Raw genomic sequence first — 17,999 nt, forward strand, 5'->3', positions numbered from 1 at the left:
CCCTCGGTCCCTCCCCTCAAGGGGGAGGGAGGCGGAGGCATCGAGTTTGACGGCCGACTTACCGCAGTGGCTTGCTCAGGAACGGGGAGCCGCGGCGCACAAACCGCCATGGGGTCTCGACGCCCTTGGTGATGCCGATGCGCGGGCCGGTGGCGATGTCGTGGCTCTGGTCCGGCGGCACCAATGCGAATGGCGCTGCATCCAGTGGCAGGCCGTTATGGGTGATGCCGACATCCAGCGCCTGGCAGAGCTTGCCGGGCCCCGAGCAGAGTTGGCGCTCCGGCATGCCGCCCCGTCGCTCCTGCATCTGCGTCAGGCCATGCAAGGGTTCGAGCGCGCGGATCAGAACGGCGCTGCCCGGCTGGCAGACGAAATTGAGGCACCAGTGGATGCCGTAGATCTTGTAGACATAGGCGTGCCCCGGCGGGCCGAACATGGCCGCATTGCGCGGCGTCGGTCCTTTGAAGCTGTGCGAGGCCGGATCGGTCTGGTCATAGGCCTCCACTTCCACCATGGGGCCGCCGACGCCATCGACGAGCAGGGTCACGCCGATGAGGTCGCGGGCGACGTCGGGGGCGGGACGGTGGAAGAAGGTGGGGGTGAGCACGGTCATTTGCGCGTGTTGCTCCGCAGACGCGAAACCAACCGCACCGCCTTCAATCCACCCTGCCCCGCGCATCCACCTTAACCGTCTCGACCACCGCGTTCTTGCTGATCAGCGTCACCCGGTCGAACAGGTTGCTGACCACGCAGGCATGGTTGGGGATGATGCGCAGCTTGTCGCCGATCCTTGGTTTGTTGGCGCAATGGGTGAGGTCGATCGTGCCATGCTCTTCGCTCAGGCCCACGATGACCGCCTCAGGATAGGCCTCGATCAGCCCGAAGCCGGTCATGCCCAGCGTGTCGCTGGTCAAGGCCTTGGAACCGGCGTCGATGATGGCCCGATCCTCTGTGGGGCGGCTGACCACCGTAGCCAGCACGGTCAGGGCGCAGTCCTCGAAGGTACCGACGCCTTTGGCGACCTGGAAGCGGTCCATGTAGATGTAGGTGCCGGGGCGGTGCTCGGTGGCCGCAGTGACTTCGTGAGCACGCCAGAGGTCGGGCGTGCCGCCGTTGGAGATTATGACGGGCGGCATGCCGCCAGCGGACAGCGCGATCTTTGCAGCCGCCAGCCAGGCCGAATTGGCCTCCACCTGCCCGGCGGCCGGATAGGTCATCAGCCCGCCAAAGGCGAGGCCCGGCGAATTGGTGATCTTTTCGGCCAAGGCCAGCGCGGCGGCCGGTGTCTGCACGCCGCAACGCCCCATGCCGGTATCGCACTCGACCAGCACGGTCAGCGGCGTGGGCGAGCCGGCGAAGGTGCGCGACAGACCCTCGACGGTCTCGGGGCTGTCGGCAGTGACCGTGATGTGGATGCGATCATGCAGGGCCCTGAGCCGGGCCAGCTTGGCCGCACCGATGATGTTGTAGGGCAGGAAGATTTCGCGGATGCCGGCATCGGCGAAGACCTCGGCCTCGCCCAGCTTCTGCACGGTAATGCCCACAGCACCCAGTTCCATCGCCCGCTTGGCGAAGCGGGGCAGCTTGTGGGTCTTGATGTGCGGACGAAGCTTGAGACCATGGCTATCCGCATAGTCCTGCGCCCGCCTGAGGTTGGCCTCGACGCGGTCGATGTCGATCAATACGGCGGGAGTATCGAGTTCCAGAATGCTGGTCATTTTCCCCTCAGGACTTCATCGACAAAGCGCAGATTGCCCGCGGTCAGGCCGGCATCGACCGGCAGCACGGTGCCGGTAATGCCTGACGCTGCGTCGGAACTATAGAACAGAGCCGCATTGGCCACTTCCAGGGGCAGTACCATACGCCCCAGGGGATAGTGGGGCAGCACATTGTCGAGCAAGGTCGGGTCGGCGGCAAGGCGGTGGTCCCAGGCCGGCGTGCGGACCGAGCCGGGGCAGATCACATTGGCGCGCACGCCCTGCCCGCCGCGCTCAACGGCAATCGCCTTGGCATAGGCGATGAGGCCCGCCTTGGCGGCCGAATAGGCCGGGTTGCCGAAATGGGCCAGCGCGTTGACCGAGGAAATGAACACCAGGCTCCCCCTGCCCCGCTCGGCCATGGCTGACACGATGGGGTCGGTCATGGCATAGGCGCCGTTGAGATTGACGGCCAGTTCCGACGCCCAGATGTCGTCATCGAGCTGGCCGAGATGCTCGGCGCGGGTGAAACCGGCATTGGAGACGACGGCGTCGGGGGTGCCATGCTCTGCCAAATGGCTGACGATCGCGGCTCGGGTGGCCCTGGGGTCGGCCTGGTCGAACAGGACTTGGCCCGCCAGATCAAGACCATCAAGCATGCGCGCATCGCGATCGGCGCCGATGACGCTGGCGCCCGCTTCGCGAAATACTCGGACCAGCGACTGGCCGATGCCGCCGCCAGCGCCGGATATCAGCACGGTCTTGCCGTCGAGGCGGAAGGGCGAGGTCATGCGGGATCCTTATAGGCGACGCATTCGATCTCGACCTTGCAGTCGACCATCATATGGCTCTGCACAGCAGCGCGGGCGGGGGGATTGTCGCCGAAATAGCCTTTATAAACAGCGTTGAAGCTCCAGAAATCGCGGGGGTCGTCGAGCCAGACGCCGCAGCGGACGACGTGTTCGAGGCCGTAGCCGGCTTCCTCGAGGATGGAGATGAGGTTCTGGATGGTCAGGTGGGTTTGCTCGACGATGCCAACCCCTTGAATTTCCCCGTCTTTCATCGCCACCTGACCGGAGACGAAGAGGAAGCCGCCGGCTTCGACTGACCGGGCGAAGGGCAGGTTCTGGCCGCCGGCACCGGACTTTTCTGCTCCGTAGCGCTTGATGGGCATGAGGACGCTCCTTAGGTGAGTTTCTGAAAGCCAGTTTCGTAATTCGGGATTATATCGACGCCAATCGGCAATTTCTGCTGAAAATTGTGCGCAAGGATGTAAATTTCTTTCGTGATTGCTGCCCGCGGCCTATGCTAGCGTGAATGGCGGCAGCTGTCGGCATGCCGCAATCTTTCTTGCTGTTTTCCTGTTGTTTTCCTGCGAGCTCCCTGTGCGCGTCTTCACCGCGGCCCTGGCCACCGAAACCAATACCTTTTCGCCCATCGCGATCGACAGGCGCGCCTTCGAGGCTTCGCTCTATGCCCGACCGGGCGAGCACCCGGCGACGCCGACTTTGTGCACAGCGCCAATCACCGTGGGTCGCGAGGTCTGCGCGCGGGAGGGCTGGGAGCTGATCGAGGGCAGCGCCAGCTGGGCCGATCCGGCGGGGCTGGTGGCGCGTGCGACCTATGAGGAACTGCGCGACGAGATTCTCGGTCAGCTGCAGGCGGCCATGCCCGTCGATGGCGTGGTGCTGGGGCTGCATGGCGCCATGGTGGCGCAGGGATATGACGACCCTGAGGGTGACTTGCTGGGGCGGGTTCGCGACATTGTGGGGCCGGATGTGCTGGTCTGCGCCGAGCTCGACCCGCATAGCCACCTCACTGCCCGGCGTGTGGCGGCGGCCAACTTCTTCGTGGTGTTCAAGGAATTTCCGCATACGGACTTCGTCGACCGGGCGCGGGACCTGTGGGCCATCGCGGTGCGCGCGCTCAAGGGCGAGATCAGGCCGGTCATGTCGGTGTTCGATTGCCGGATGATCGACGTGTTCCCGACCTCCAAGCAGCCGATGCGCGGCTTCGTGGACAGGATGTTTGCCCTGGAGAAATCCGAGCCGGGGCTGCTGTCGCTGTCTGTCATTCACGGCTTCATGGCCGGCGACGTGCCGGAAATGGGCACCAAGGTGATCGCCGTGACCGATGGCGACGCGGCGCAGGGGGCCAGGCTGGCGGAGACGCTGGGGCGGGAACTGTTCTCGATGCGGGGCACCTTCATGGTCGCCCAGGTGGATGAGAAGACCGCCGTCGATGCGGCCATGGCCGCGCCTGAGGGACCGGTGGTGATTGCCGATGTCTGGGACAATCCGGGCGGCGGCACGGCGGGCGATGCGACAGTGATCCTGGCGGAGCTGATCGCGCGCGGCGTGACCGACGTGGCGGTGGGGACGATCTGGGACCCGATCGCGGTGCAGATCTGTTTTGCCGCCGGCGAAGGAGCGGAGATTCCGCTGCGCTTCGGCGCCAAGTCGGCGCCCCGGACGGGCAGCCCGATCGACCAGCATGTGACGGTCAAGCGGCTGGTGCGCGACGCGCAGATGCGGTTTGGCGAAAGCTATGCGCCGTTTGGCGACGCGGCGTGGATTTCCTTCGGCGGGATCGACGTGATCCTCAACTCCACCCGGGCGCAGAGCTTCGACCCGAGCCTGTTCTCGGCGATGGGGATCGATCCCAAGTCGCGAAAAATCCTGCTGATCAAGTCGACCAACCATTTCTACGACAGCTTCTCCAGGATCGCGTCCGAGATCGTCTATTGCTCGGCGGGCAAGCCCTATCCGAACCGGCCGGCGGAGACGGAGTACCGCAAGGCGCGGCGGGACATCTGGCCGATGGTCGAGGACCCGTGGACCGCGCGGGACTAGAACAGGCTGACCTCTTCTCCGGCGCGAAGGCGGTCGGCTATGGCCCGGCAGGGTTCGCTCAGCTTTTCATAATTGGCGTCGATGCAGGTCTGCATCGCTTCGCCATAGGCGACACCATCGCACCAGAGCTTGGCATCGTCGCCGCAGGACTGGGACAGTTCCCAGACCGAAACGGCCATGGCCTGGCTGGTGGCGAATAGCATGATGGCGGCGATGTAGACGCTGTTGCGCATGTCGAAAGAACCCCTGGCGGCAACAGGCCGCCAGGATAGATACGGAGGGCGCAACGATTTAGTTCACCAGGCGCGGTGCTACTCGGCGGCCCAATTTCCGTACATGATCGGCATGGTGCCCACGAGCGCCTTGAACCGCTCCCAGCTTTTGCGCTCGGGCAGGGTCCAGCCGGCTTCGGCGATGGCCGAGAGACGCGGGAAGACCAGGCGGTCGAAGATGGCGCGGTCGGTCATGCTTTCGCTCCAGATGCAGGCCTGGATGCCCAGCAGGTGGCCGAGGGCCTTTTCGGAAAAGCCGGCGCGGCTTTCGAACTCATAGGTTTCCTGCGGGCCGGACCAGCCGGCCCAGCCGGCGCCGGGCTCGGCCCAGGCGACGCCGTTGGCCATGTCGAGATAGTAGCGCTGACCGGGGGAAACGACGATGTCGTAGCCGCGCTCGGCCAAGGCCGCGTTGATCTCGACATTGCGCCAGCCGATGACGAAGGCCTTGTCCTTGTCCACGGCATCGCCATGGGCCGCCTCTTCCCAGCCGCCGGTAATGGCGCCCTTGGACGAGATATAGTCGTGGACGCGGCGGATGAAGGCGGCCTGGATCAGCGCGGTGGGGGAACCCTCGATCTCGTCGGCGCCGTGATGGTTGCCGAGCTGGTTGTACTGCGCCTCGTGCTTCCGGCGCATTTCCGGGCCGGCAAGTTTCTCGATCATGTCGAGCGCGAGGGGCGAGCCGGACCAGGCGGCCAGCGGCACTTCATCGGCGCCGATATGGAACACACCTGCTGGGAAGAGTTCGAGCATTTCGTCGATGACGGTTTCGACGAACTTGTAGACCGGCTCATAGGCCGGGTTGAGGCTGTTATTGGGGAAGCCCTGCACCGACTGGTATTCGCCGGTCTCGTTGGGATCGCGGAGTTCGGGCAAAGCCTGGAGCGCGGCGTAGAAGTGGCCGGGCATGTCGATTTCGGGGATTACCGAAATGGCGAGGCTGTCGGCCAAGGCCACGATCTGGCGGATGACGGACTTGGAATAATAGCCGCCGGTGGGATGCGGACCCGAGCCCAGCAGCGGCGGCAGGGCCTTGCCGTGGCCGCGCCAGGCGCCGATTTCGGTGAGTTCGGGGAAGGCCTCGATCTCGACGCGCCAGGCCTCGTCTTCGGACAAGTGCCAATGGAACTTGTTGAGCTTGTTCCAGGCCATCAGCTTGATCAGGCGGCTGACTTCTGCGCCGGTATAGAACTGACGGGCCACATCGAGATGGCAGCCGCGATAGCCAAAGCCTGGCTCGTCGGTGATAGTGCCGCCCGTGGGGAAGATGAAGGTCTGCGGGTGGAGTTTTGCGCCGCGCAGGATCTGGCCCAGGGTGACGAGGCCATAGAACATGCCCTGGCGCGTGGTGGCATCGACGATGGCGGCGTCCTCGGCGAAGTGGACTTCATAGGCCTCGGCCCCGAGGCCATCCTTGTAGCGGATGGTGACGGGCATGCCGGCCTCGGAGGCCGGGCGCACGATGGCCTCGACGGGAAAGAGATCGTCGACCAGACCGGCAAAGGCCGCGGCGGCCCGGCCTGCATCGGTGCCTTCCGGCTTGAGATCGAGTCCAGCAGGGGCGGTGCGGGTGCCAGTGGTGGCAACCGATTTCGGCCAGGGGATGATCGAGACCGGCACGGGCGCCTTTGCCGGAACGGGGAATTTGGCCGCACCCTTGAGCAGCGGCGAATTGTGGCCCTTGGCCTGGGTCGGGCTGGTGGCGAGCGTGACGATGGTGCCATCGGCCAGCACCACATAGCCGGAATTGGCGCCATCGCTCCAGTGGCGCAGACCATAGGACAGGCCGCGCGCGGTGGATTTCCAGGTTTCGCCCGGCTGCAGCACGAAGCCATCGGGCGGGGCGATCAGCGTGTGATTGGAGAGGCGCTTAAGCAGCTTGCCGTTTTCGAGCGTGGCATGCGGGTCGATGCGGGCGGGGCCGGAAAAGCCAAGCTGGAAGTTGCTGGCGGGTGTGTCGCCGGTATTGGTGAGCTCGATGCCGTAGCCGAGGGGGCTGTCATCGGTGGCGGGGGTCCAGGTGGTTACGAGAGAAAAGGAGATGGTCATGGAAATGTCTCTTGGTCGGATGTTTGGCTCCCCTCTCCCTTGAGGGGCGGGGTGGGGGCCAGCAGTGATGAACTGACCGACCCCCTCCCTCGATCCCTCCCCTCAAGGGGAGGGAAGATTGACTGAAGATGCGACGGACTAGTCCCCCAGTGGCTGGCCGTCGTCGCCGTCTCTGTTGACGACGAGCTGGTGCTTGATGCGGCGCATGCTGGCGATGGCGGAGGGCCCCAGGCGCGTGGCCACGGTCTGGGCGAGCACGTCGACGGTGGCGAGGAAGGCATAGCGGCCGGGCGTGGGTCGCAGGATATCGGTGTTTTCGTGCCAATTGACCGGCAGGAGAATATCGGACTGCGCCGAGACCATGGAGGCCGAACGGGTGATGACGATGCGGGTCAGACCATATTCGCCGGCCACGGTCAGCGTCTTGGCCAGTTGGGCATTGTTGCCCGACAGCGAGAAGGCGATGATGACCGTGCCTGGCGGGGCCGAGGCCGCGCGCATCATCTGCAATTGGTGATCATCCGTGGAGGCGACCTTGAGGCCCAGGCGAAACAGCCGCGTCTCGATTTCGCCGGCCATCATCGAGGAGGCGCCGCCGGAGCCGAAGGCCAGTACGAAGCTCGACTTGACGATGCTCTCGGCCGCCCGCTCGACGGCGGCGAAATCGAGGTGGTCGAAGGTTTCGTAGATGATGGACTGGATGCCGTTGATGACCCCCTGGCTGATCTCATGCACGCTGGAGGGGCCAGCGGCCGGGGCGAAATAGCGCTGGCCGACGAAGCGCGACTGGGCCAGCCGAACCTTGAAATCGGCATAGCTGTCGCAGCCGAGGCGCCGGCAGAAGCGGGTGACGGTGGGCGGGGAGACGGCGGCCTGGGCGGCGAGGTCGACGATGGACATCTTGAGCACGCTGTCGACATCGGCCAGCACGATTTCGGTCAGCGCGCGTTCGGAGCGAGTGAACTCATTCTTTTCGGTCTGCAACAGGCCGACAATATCCAGCATGGTTCCCTCCCCGGCGGCAGCCGGCCGTTAGTAGACGGCCAGGCCTGCGGAGTCGAACAGGTGAACCTGGTTCTGCGCGAAGCTGACTTCGAGCGGGCGCCCTTCGGGGACGTCAGGATCGCCCTCGAACAGGCCGACGAAGTTCTCGCCGCCGGGCAGATCGGCGTAGGTCACCGTATGAATACCCAGATGCTCGACGATCTTTGGCGTCACGGTGAGGGTAAAATCCCCCTTGCCCAGACGCAGGTGTTCGGGACGGATGCCGACGATGACGCTCTGGCCGGCAACGGAACGGGACTGACGCGGCAAGCTGATCGTGCCGAGGGCGCCCAGATCGACAGTAGCGGTGGTGCCATCGGCCGCGGTCACCGTACCGTTGATGAAGTTCATCTTGGGCGAGCCGATGAAGCCGGCAACGAACAGGTTGTCGGGCTTGTGGTAGAGCTCAAGCGGCGACCCCACCTGTGAAATGGTGCCAGCATCAAGCACGACGATCTTGTCGGCCATGGTCATGGCTTCGACCTGATCGTGGGTGACGTAGATCATGGTGGAGCCCAGGCGCTTGTGGAGTTCCATCAGTTCGATGCGCATCTCGGAGCGGAGCGCGGCGTCGAGGTTGGACAGCGGCTCGTCGAAGAGGAAAATCTGCGGCTCGCGCACGATGGCGCGGCCGATGGCGACGCGCTGGCGCTGGCCACCGCTGAGCGTGCCGGGGCGCTGCTGCAGGCGGGTTTCGAGCTGGAGCACGCGGGCGGCGGCGCTGACACGCCTGTCGACCTCGGCCTGGGGCAGGCGCTCGACGCGCAGCGGGAAGGCAATATTCTCGTAAACGGTCATATGCGGATAGAGCGCGTAGCTCTGGAAGACCATGGCAATGCCGCGCTGCACGGGCGGCAGGTCATTGACGGTGCGACCACCGATGACGATTTCGCCCGAGGTGACCTCTTCAAGGCCGGCAATCATGCGCAGCAAGGTGGACTTGCCGCAGCCGGAGGGACCGACGAAGACCACGAACTCGCCTTCGGAGACCTCAAGGTCGATGCCCTTGATGATGTGGGCTTCGTTGAAGGACTTTTCCACGCGCTTGAGGCTGAGCTGGGACATTGCTGGACTCCGATCGGGGGAGCCGCCGCCATCCCCGGAGGGACGGCGGCGGCGGGAGGATGTCGACCGCCCCTGACGGGGCGGCGGCGACTTACTTGTACTGCTCGAGATCGGCAGCGGCCTTGGTGAGGGCGGCAGCGGGCTCGGCAGCGCCGGTCACGACGGACTGGACCAGCTCGATCATGACGTTCTGCAGGCCGAGATAATCGGTCAGCAGCGGCTCGGGACCACCAAAGGCGATACCGTCGAAGAAGGGCTTCCAGTTCGGATCGGCGGCGACGATGGCGTCGACGGCCGGGCCCGGACGGAGCGGGGTCAGACCCTGCTCGGCTTCATAGGCCGACTGGTTTTCCGGGTTGGTGAGGAACTTGGCGAGGTCCATCGCCTTGTCCTCGTAGCCGGTGCCCTTGAACACTGCCATCGAGTCGGTGATCAGCAGCGTGCCCGGACCCTTGGCCGAGGGGCCGACCGGCAGCGCGGCGACGCCCCACTTGAACGGCGAGTCGGCCAGCAGGCCCAGCGTGCCCGAAGCGGCATGGATCATGCCGAGCTTGCCATCGAGGAAGATGGCGCGCACTTCGTTCTGCTCGTAGGCGGTCGGGCCTTCTTCGGCATAGGCGGTGATATCGCGCAGGGCCGTGATGGCTTCCAGGTTCTGCGGGCTATCGAGCACGATGTTGTTGTCGGCGTCGATGACCAGGCCGTCATTGGTGTAAACCCAATGGAGGAACTGGTGCATGGTGTTGTCGAAGGTCTTGGCGACAACGCCGAAGCCGTCGGCATCGGTCTTTTCCTCGATGGCCTTGGCGGCAGCGATTTCTTCGGCCCAGGTGGTCGGGGGCGCTTCAGGATCGAGACCGGCTGCGGCGAACAGGTCCTTGTTCCAGTAGAGGGCCTTGGTCGAGAACGCGACCGGGCGGCCCCACTGGGTGCCGTCGAAGGTTACAGTATCGGCGACATAGGGGTAGTAGGCGGCCTTTTCCTCATCGGTCATCGGCATATCGACGATGAGATCGTTGGAGGCGAGCTGCTTGAGGGCGCGCGAACCGATATAGGCCAGACCCACGGGGGTGCCGGCGACGGCAAGCGTGGTCACCTTGTCCTGGCACTGGCCCCAGCCCACGACTTCGACCTGAACGTCGAAACCGGGATTGGCGGCTTCCCAGGCCTCGATGGTGGCGACGTGGACGGGGCTGGGCGTATCGCCGCATTCCACGAAGGAGATCACCTGGTCCTGCGCGGCGGCATAGGCCGTCGAAGCAAGCAGCGCGACGATCGCACCACCCAGAATCTTGGATTTCGTCATTGTTGTTACCTTCCCTTGCTTACTGCCCCGAGGGGCGAGTTGCTTATTCGCCCCGAGGGGCAGGCACCTTGGGCCGCGTTGTTGCCCGGAAACCTAAGTCCCTGCTTTCCGGCCGCGGCCTAAGTTTTCACGGCGCCGGCCGTGAGGCCCGCGACGAGATATCGTTGTAGAAAGACGATCAGAATGAGCACTGGCGCGATGCCGACGAAACTGGCGGCCATGAGCTCGTTCCACACCACTTCCTGGCGGCCGAAATAGGCGAACAGGCCGATCGCAAGAGGCATGAACTCGGTTTTGGAGTTGAAGGTCAGCGCAAAGATGAACTGCTGCGCATAGGCTCCGATGAATGTGGTGATGGCCACGACCGCGATGCCAGGCATGGCAATCGGCAGGATGACGCGGCGCAGGGTGTAGAGGCGGCTGGCGCCATCGACCCAGGCGGCTTCGTCGAGCTCGCGGGGGATGCGCATCATGTAGGTGCGCAGCAGCCAGATGGCCGAGGGGATGAGGAAGGCCGCGCCGGGCACGATCATGGCCCAGTAGGTGTTGAGCAGGCCCATCTGGCGCATCAGTCGGAAAAGCGGGATGAGCAGCACGGCGCCCGAGAACATGTTGACCGCGAGGAACGCCCCCAGCAATGCGCCACGCCCGGGGAACGGGAAGCGGGCGAAGGCATAGGCGGCGGGCACCACCATGATCAGCACGATGACGGTGGCGGTGGTGGAGATGAAGAGCGAATTGACGATGTAGCGCCAGAAGCCGGGCACCGATTCCCACATGGTGAAATAGGCGGTGAGCGAGCCTTCCTTGGGCCAGAAGCTGTAGGGCGAGGAGAACAGACGCGACAGTGGCTTGAGCGAGACCATGAAGCCTTCGATGAAGGGCGCCAGCACGAAGAACAGGAACAGGGCGATGCCGGCATAGATGGCCGCGTATTCGTACCAGGTGTAGCGGTCGATCATGGCGCGGACGGCCTTGACCGGCTTGGCCTTGGCGATGGGAGCCACGGCGGCGTCATCGGCGGGGTGCGCAACCTTCTGCGCCGCGGTCATCGGTTCGCTGGTCATGCGCGTTCTCCGGTGTTGATCTTGCCGACGACGCGGAAGTAGGCGAGGCAGAAGAGCGACAGGAAGATGCAGATCATCACTGCGCGGGCAGCGCCTTCGCCATATTTGTAGGAGCCGATGGCGGTCTTGTAGGTGTCGATGATCATTGTCGTGGTGGAGCCGGATGGACCGCCGCGCGTCAGGATCCAGATGATGTCGAACGAATTGAAGGTCGCAATCAGCGAGAGCAGGCTCATGGTGACCATGGCCGGGATGATCATGGGCAGGGTGATGCGGCGGAAGCGGTAGAAGCGGCCGGCGCCATCGGTCCAGGCGGCCTCGTAGAGGTCGCGGGGGATCGATTGCATGGCGGCCAGGAGATAGATGGTGACCAGCGGCACGCCGATCCACACGTCGGTGACGATGGTGGCCCAGAAGGCGGTGTTGCCATAGGCGAGCCAGGCGACCGGCCCGTCGACGATGCCGAAATTCTGCAGGAGGCCGGAAATCATGCCGAACTGGCCGTTATACATCCAGCCCCACATGAAGATGCCGATGGCCATGGGCACGACCCAGGGCGGCATGGTGAGGATGCGGAACAGAGCCCGGCCGGGCACGGCGGCATTGAGCAGCACGGCGCCGCAGGTGCCGATGATCATCTTTATCGAGACCGAGAAGAAGGTCCAGACGAAGGTACGGACGATGACCTCGCCGAAATTGGCCCCGAATATCTTCTGGTAATTGGCCCAGCCGACCCAGTCATAAGCCGGGCGGAGCGCGGCATTGGTGAAGCTGAGATTGATGGTGTCGACCAGCGGATAAGCGACAATGGCGATGATATAGATCAGAGCCGGAGCCAGCAGGGCGAAAGCGAAGATCGAAGCGCTACGGGTGCCGGTCATCTCTGATCTCCTCAGTTCGCTCGCCCGAGAGCAGCATCGAATTGCTGCCAGATCGGGGTCATGTCGATGACGGAGCGGGTTCGCATCGCCTGGTCCATGGACAGGGCCAGCAGCCCCGCCTCGAGTGCGTCGGTCACCGATACCGGCAGCGGGACGCCCTCGAGCATGTGCTTGAGGATATCCTCGGCCATCTGCTCATCGGCACCATAGTGCTGGCTGAGCTCGCTCATCTTGTAGGTGGTGTCGACCAGCCGGTCTGATGTGCGCGAGTCAGTGACGCGCAGGAAATTGCGGATGAAATCACCCTCGGCCATGCCCTTGGCGCCCATCACGGCGAAACGCCGGAAATCGTCGGGGACGTTGAGGTTGGTATGGAAGGTGAGTGCCGCGCCATTCTCGTATTGCACGATGGCGGTCTGGAAATCGATGATGTCGCCATCGCTGTCGAACACCTTTTCGCTGCCCTGCCAGCCGCTGGGCTTGCGGTGATAGATTTCCATGTCGTTGACGCCGGCACTGGCTGGAGCATTGGCCGGAGTGAAGCTGCGGCGGCCACCAAAGCTCGAGACATATTGGGGCCGGCAACCCATGACGCCATTATAGAGATCGAGGTCGTGGCAGCATTTTTCGAGCATGAAGCTGCCGGCATATTTCTCGTAGCGGCGCCAGTCGCGCATGAAGAAGGCGCCGTGATAGGGCGGAATATGCTCGGACGCCTCGATGGAGGTGATATCGCCCAGCACGCCATCGGCCTGGGCCTTGCGCAGGTCGACATAGAGCGGCGCATAGCGCAGCACGAGGCCGACCATGACATTGTCCGAGCCGTACTGGCCAATGAGCCCGGCCAGTTCCATGGTGTCTTCAACCGTGGTGACGACAGGCTTTTCGGTGAAGATCTTCTTGCCGCGCTCGAGGCCGATGCGGATATGGCCCAGATGCAGGTGATTGGGGGAGCCGACCATCAGCAGGTCGAGATCCTCATTGTCGAGCAAAGCCTCGAGCGAGTCATACTGCTTGCCGACCGAGACGCCATGCTCGGCCGTATAGGGAAGCCCGGCGGGCGCCGGATCGACATAACCCACAATGGTAAAGTCAGGCCGGGCGGCGGAGAAAATCCGCGCCAGGTAGCCCAAACGATATCCGAGGCCGATAATGCCTACTCGCATGCTGCCTTACCCTGTTGTTCGTCCGCCAATCTCTGCCGGATTGGTGTGGTATTCTGTAAACGATTTTCAAGACTAGGATCGTTTCGAAACTGATGTCAACATGAATCCGTCACACTTTCAATACCAATTTAAGCCACCCGGTCGATTTGCTCAATGAGGCAGCATTTTGCCGAATTTCTGGGCGTTTTTGTGGAGTATCGTGGATGTTCGGGTGTGGACAAGCCCGACGGAAACGGGCAGCATGTCCGAATTGGTATTCATCTGGGCTCCATTCGGTCGTTTCACCCTTGTGGCGTCAATGAAAATTTGGAACACAATTGCTTTGCAGCAATGGCGCGCGATTTTCAGCGCCAGAAGAACCCGCGAGAGCATTCATGAGCAGTATGAACCCTTTCCCCAACGATCCGGATCGAAGCGCCATCTGGACCATGCTGGTAGAGCGCGACATCGCCGCTTTTGTCGCCGCCGACTGGGCACAAGTGGATGGCGACTTCATCAAGGAGGGGTTCCTGGGCATCAACGGCAAGAAGTCCGGTAATCCCGATGACTGGCGCATCAGCTTTCCGACGCTGGAGGCCTATCGGGACGACTGGATCCGCCAGGCCCAGGAAAGCCAGAAGCTCGACTATGCCGAGGACGTGCTCGAAGGCATCCATCGTGCGACCAGCCTTACCGAGATCGAAATCAATGGCGACATCGCCATCGCACACAAGAAGTTTGACGGCGAGATCAGGCTCAGCGACGGCAGCAAGGACGTCCTGAACTGGCAGACGCTGTATTTCTGCCGCAAGGTGGAGGGCGTGTGGAAGCTGACCGGATTTGCGGGGTACCTGCCCTATCCGATGGGCGCAGCCACCTGATTTACCCCGCGCGCGTGTCATCCCGGCGCAGGCCGGGATTCATGACCGCATGCTTCCACCGGCGCCGGTGTTCCGGGCGATGTCCGGACCTGGATTCCGGCCTGCGCCGGAAAGACCCGGTGGCTTGAATACCCTCAGCGGCAAAGTTGCAGAAGAATGCCCCTCCCCTCCCCGCAGCGCCTAACCATGCTGGTGTTCTTCCTGCAGCCTGTTGCCTTCGGGTCGTGGCTGCCGCGCATTCCCGATGTGCAGCAGGCGCTTGGCCTGGGGCCGGCGGGATTGGCCCTGGCCCTGCTGGGGCTGCCTTGCGGCACGCTGCTGACGCTGCCTTTTGCGGGTCCGCTGGTGGGCAGGATCGGGCCGCGCATGGCGATCCTCGCCGGCTTCGTGCTCTATTCGCTCGCCGTCAGCCTGCCGGCCCTTGCGACTGACCCGGCCATGCTGTTCGTGGCACTTGCGCTGGCCGGGTCGACCATCTCTTTCGTCGAGCTGGGGCTGAACGTCCAGGCGGACGCGGTGGAGAAGGCGACCGGCTCTGACATCATGACCACGTCGCACGGCTTCTGGTCGGTCGGCATCATGGTAGGGAGCCTGATCGGCTCTGGCCTGGCAGGGCTCGGCATTGAGGCACAATGGGCGATTCCGTTGGTGGCGGTCGTCGTGCTGCCGGTAGCGCTTGTGGCATCAACCGCCCTGCCCGTCCTTTCGGCCGAGGCGCCAGCGAGCGAAGACCAGCGCTCGGCCTGGGCGTTGCCGAGCTGGGCGCTATTGGGCATCTGCGCCTTCGTCTTCGGCATCACCATGACCGAGGGCGCCATGGCCGACTGGTCGGCCATCTTTCTGCGCGACGTGCTCGGCGCGGAAGCGGGCATGGTGGGCCTCGGCTATTCGGTGTTCGCCATGATGGTGGCGGCGGGACGCTTTGGCGGCGATACGCTCAAGAAGCGCTTCGGCGCGGTCAATACGGCGCGCATCTGTGGCACGCTGGCGATGATCGGAGCGGCCATGCTGTTCCTGGCCCCCACGACCCCGATCGCGCTGTTGGGTTTTGCCATAATCGGGCTGGGCGTTTCAGTCGGCTTCCCGCTCGCGGTGACGGCGGCGGCGGGGCTCACCGACCGCTCGGCATCGGCCAATGTGGCGGTGCTGAGCTTTGTCGCCCTGCTGGGCTTTCTCGTCGGCCCGCCGGTCATTGGCCTGGTGGCCGAGCAATTCAATATGCGGCTGGGCATTGCGTGCCTCGTGCCGGTACTGCTGGTGAGCCTGCTGCTCACCGGCCGGCTCCGGACGAGGAGCGCCAGACCCGGCGCCAACCCCGAAGCAGAAATACCCGGAGTTCTCTGATGCGCATCGCCGTTGCCGGCCTGCATACCGAATGCAGCACCTATAATCCCGTATTGGCGCGCGAGGCCGATTTCCGCGTATTGCGCGGCCCCGCCATGCTCAAGGACGGCTATTTCGATTTCCTGACGCATTTCCAGGCCGAGTTCATCACGATCCTGCATGCCCGGGCCATTGCCGGGGGACCGGTGGAGCGCCGCAGCTATGACCGCTGGAAGGCGGAAATCCTCGATGGCATCAAGGCGGCGTTGCCGCTGGACGGGGTCTATCTTGCCATGCATGGCGCCATGTTTGTCGAGGGCATGTTCGACGCCGAGGGGGACTTCATCAGCGCGGTGCGCGATGTCGTCGGGCCGGAGGTGCTGATCGCCGCGAGCTATGACCTGCATGGCAATGTGAGCCAGAAGATCATCGACAGCCTCGATATCTTTTCAACCTATCGCACCGCGCCCCATATCGATGTGGCCGATACGATGCGCCGGGCCGTGACAATGCTGGTGCGGGCCTTGCGGAGCGGGCAGCGGCCGGCAGTGGCCTGGGCGCCCGTGCCGGTGCTGCTGCCGGGCGAGCGAACCAGTACACAGGACGAGCCCGCGCGCAGCTTCTACACGCAATTGAGCGAGGTCGAGGACCCCACCGGCATCTGGGACGCCTCGTTCCAGGTCGGCTATGTCTGGGCGGACGAGCCGCGCGCCACCGCCTGCGCCGTCATTACCGGCACCGACCGGGCCGCCATGGCTGAAGCGGCACGGCACCTGGCGCAGGATTACTGGAATATCCGCGAAGGCTTCGTCTTCGGCACCAGGACCGGCTCGATCGAGGAATGCGTCAACTGGGCGATGACGGCCGGGAGCGGCCCTGCCGTATTGGCCGAATCTGGCGACAATCCAACTGGCGGCGGGGTGGGCGACCGCGCCGAAGTGCTGGCGGAACTGATTGCGCGGGATGCGCAGGGCGTGGTGTTTGCCGGCATTGCCGACAAGGCGGCGACCGACGCTGCCTATGCCGCCGGGGTGGGTCGATCGATCGACCTCAGCATCGGGGCGACGCTCGATACGTCCAGCAAGCCGGTCTATGCCGAAGCAGAGGTGGTGTTCCTGCTCGAAACCGATGAGCCCCGGTTGCGCGAGGCGGTGGTGCGGATCGGCGGGATAGAGCTGGTGCTGACGGCGCGGCGCCGACCGTTCCACAATATCGCTGATTTCACCCGGCTGGGGCTCGATCCGCGGGCGGCCAGGATTGTCGTAGTCAAATCAGGCTACCTGTCGCCCGATCTCGGACCGATCGCCAATCCGAGCCTGATGGCGCTGTCGCCGGGGGTGGTGGACCAGTTCGTCGAGCGGCTGGAGCGCAAGCACAAGAGCGTGCCGCAATATCCGTTCGATAAGGATTTTGCGTTCACACCGCAGGTGCTGTGGAGCAGCCGGGCGGGATAGCGGCCACGGGAGGCTGCCTGGTCGAGTGGGGCGCCGGTGGTTCACACAGAGACCCCCACCCTCATTCCCTCCCCCCCAAGGGGAGGGAGGCGCTGAGCCGCGCGCGGTGGACGGGTGCCGGGCGTAACCGAATCGCTTTCCGATGCGTTCCGCCTCCAGGCAAGCATCGGAGAGCATAATGGAATTTGCAGGCAAGGTGGCGCTGGTGACCGGCGCCGGATCGGGGATCGGCAAGGCGACCGCCCTGCGGCTGGGCGCTGGAGGCGCGTCGATGGTGGTGATCAGCCGGACGGTGGACGAGATCGAGGAGACCCGCGACGAGATCATCAAGGCGGGCGGCAAGGCGATAGCCATCGACGCCGACATTGCTGACGAAGCCGAGATGGCCAGGGTCATCGATGCCACGATCAAGCAGTTCAAGCGGCTCGACATCGTGGTGGCCAATGCTGGCATCAACGGCATGTGGGCGCCGATCGACGACCTGACCCCGGACGAGTGGGACCAGACCATGACGGTCAACCTGCGCGGGACCTATATGACGCTGCATCTGGCGGTGCCGCACCTGAAGGAGCGCGGCGGCTCGGTGATCATCGTCAGCTCGATCAACGGCAATCGCACGTTCACCTCGGCGGGCGCCACGGCCTATGCCGCGACCAAGGCGGCGCAGGTGGCCATGGCGCAGCAATTGGCGCTCGAACTGGGCAAGCACAGGATCCGGGTCAATGCGGTATGTCCGGGGGCCATCGATACCGAGATCGACGACAATACCGACAAGCGGAACACTCAGCTGGCCGAGATCCCGGTCGAATGGCCGGAGGGCGACATTCCGATCACCGGCGGCGAGCCGGGCGAGAGCCGGGATGTCGCCGATGTCATCGCCTTTCTGGCCTCGGACGCGGCGCGGCATGTGACGGGCGTGCCGGTCTATGTCGATGGCGGGCAGTCGCTGCTGCGCTAAGG

Annotated in this window: 17 protein-coding genes; 5 read left to right on the forward strand and 12 right to left on the reverse strand. The window is 64.2% G+C overall.

Features of this window, described 5'->3' with window-relative positions:
* Positions 1-58 precede the first annotated feature (58 nt).
* The 4 genes from IH615_RS08820 to IH615_RS08835 are packed head-to-tail and all read right to left on the reverse strand — an operon-like array spanning position 59 to position 2,871.
* A complete protein-coding gene (locus IH615_RS08820) occupies positions 59-613 on the reverse strand; it encodes a DNA-3-methyladenine glycosylase (protein WP_291361461.1) in 555 nt (184 codons plus the stop codon).
* Positions 614-656: 43 nt separating this feature from the next.
* Complete coding sequence (locus tag IH615_RS08825) at positions 657-1,718, reverse strand: D-TA family PLP-dependent enzyme (RefSeq protein WP_291361462.1); 1,062 nt, start codon at positions 1,716-1,718, stop codon at positions 657-659.
* Positions 1,715-2,488, reverse strand: a complete 774-nt coding sequence (locus IH615_RS08830; protein ID WP_291361464.1) for an SDR family oxidoreductase — start codon at positions 2,486-2,488, stop codon at positions 1,715-1,717. The genes IH615_RS08825 and IH615_RS08830 overlap by 4 nt, the downstream gene beginning before the upstream one ends.
* Positions 2,485-2,871, reverse strand: a complete 387-nt coding sequence (locus tag IH615_RS08835; protein ID WP_291361465.1) for a RidA family protein — start codon at positions 2,869-2,871, stop codon at positions 2,485-2,487. Before IH615_RS08835 ends, IH615_RS08830 begins: the two co-directional genes overlap by 4 nt.
* Before the next feature lie 211 nt (positions 2,872-3,082).
* On the opposite strand from IH615_RS08835, the gene IH615_RS08840 reads away from it, so the two are divergent.
* Positions 3,083-4,549, forward strand: a complete 1,467-nt coding sequence (locus tag IH615_RS08840; protein WP_291361466.1) for a M81 family metallopeptidase — start codon at positions 3,083-3,085, stop codon at positions 4,547-4,549.
* Here the strand turns inward: IH615_RS08840 and IH615_RS08845 are convergent.
* From IH615_RS08845 to IH615_RS08880, 8 genes are all read right to left on the reverse strand, one after another.
* A complete protein-coding gene (locus IH615_RS08845) occupies positions 4,546-4,782 on the reverse strand; it encodes a hypothetical protein (protein ID WP_291361468.1) in 237 nt (78 codons plus the stop codon). The genes IH615_RS08840 and IH615_RS08845 overlap by 4 nt on opposite strands.
* 78 nt (positions 4,783-4,860) lie before the next feature.
* On the reverse strand, positions 4,861-6,873 hold the full coding sequence (locus IH615_RS08850) for a beta-N-acetylhexosaminidase (RefSeq protein WP_291361469.1): 2,013 nt from the start codon (positions 6,871-6,873) through the stop codon (positions 4,861-4,863).
* 138 nt (positions 6,874-7,011) lie between these two features.
* Positions 7,012-7,878, reverse strand: a complete 867-nt coding sequence (locus IH615_RS08855; RefSeq protein WP_291361470.1) for a MurR/RpiR family transcriptional regulator — start codon at positions 7,876-7,878, stop codon at positions 7,012-7,014.
* Between the two features lie 27 nt (positions 7,879-7,905).
* Complete coding sequence (gene ugpC, locus IH615_RS08860) at positions 7,906-8,982, reverse strand: sn-glycerol-3-phosphate ABC transporter ATP-binding protein UgpC (RefSeq protein WP_291361471.1); 1,077 nt, start codon at positions 8,980-8,982, stop codon at positions 7,906-7,908.
* A gap of 91 nt (positions 8,983-9,073) precedes the next feature.
* A complete protein-coding gene (locus IH615_RS08865) occupies positions 9,074-10,288 on the reverse strand; it encodes a sugar ABC transporter substrate-binding protein (RefSeq protein WP_291361472.1) in 1,215 nt (404 codons plus the stop codon).
* Between the two features lie 119 nt (positions 10,289-10,407).
* Positions 10,408-11,250, reverse strand: coding sequence for a carbohydrate ABC transporter permease (locus IH615_RS08870; protein ID WP_291361538.1), 843 nt, complete (start codon positions 11,248-11,250; stop codon positions 10,408-10,410).
* Positions 11,251-11,351: 101 nt separating this feature from the next.
* Positions 11,352-12,236 carry a sugar ABC transporter permease gene (locus IH615_RS08875; RefSeq protein WP_291361474.1) on the reverse strand — a complete coding sequence of 295 codons (885 nt, stop codon included), beginning with the start codon at positions 12,234-12,236 and terminating at the stop codon, positions 11,352-11,354.
* Between the two features lie 11 nt (positions 12,237-12,247).
* On the reverse strand, positions 12,248-13,402 hold the full coding sequence (locus IH615_RS08880; protein WP_291361476.1) for a Gfo/Idh/MocA family oxidoreductase: 1,155 nt from the start codon (positions 13,400-13,402) through the stop codon (positions 12,248-12,250).
* 374 nt (positions 13,403-13,776) lie between these two features.
* Between IH615_RS08880 and IH615_RS08885 the strand changes: the two genes are divergently transcribed.
* The 4 genes from IH615_RS08885 (at position 13,777) to IH615_RS08900 (ending at position 17,997) form a co-directional block, all read left to right on the forward strand.
* Complete coding sequence (locus IH615_RS08885) at positions 13,777-14,262, forward strand: hypothetical protein (protein WP_291361478.1); 486 nt, start codon at positions 13,777-13,779, stop codon at positions 14,260-14,262.
* 156 nt (positions 14,263-14,418) lie between these two features.
* Entirely contained in the window at positions 14,419-15,606 is a 1,188-nt protein-coding gene (locus tag IH615_RS08890; protein WP_291361479.1) for an MFS transporter, read from the forward strand.
* On the forward strand, positions 15,606-17,039 hold the full coding sequence (locus IH615_RS08895; protein WP_291361480.1) for a M81 family metallopeptidase: 1,434 nt from the start codon (positions 15,606-15,608) through the stop codon (positions 17,037-17,039). The genes IH615_RS08890 and IH615_RS08895 overlap by 1 nt, the downstream gene beginning before the upstream one ends.
* 178 nt (positions 17,040-17,217) lie before the next feature.
* The gene (locus IH615_RS08900) at positions 17,218-17,997 is read left to right on the forward strand and encodes an SDR family NAD(P)-dependent oxidoreductase (RefSeq protein WP_291361481.1); all 780 of its coding nucleotides are present in this window, start codon (positions 17,218-17,220) and stop codon (positions 17,995-17,997) included.
* Positions 17,998-17,999 lie beyond the last annotated feature (2 nt).

Source organism: Devosia sp., assembly GCF_014860165.1.
Classification (GTDB): domain Bacteria; phylum Pseudomonadota; class Alphaproteobacteria; order Rhizobiales; family Devosiaceae; genus Devosia.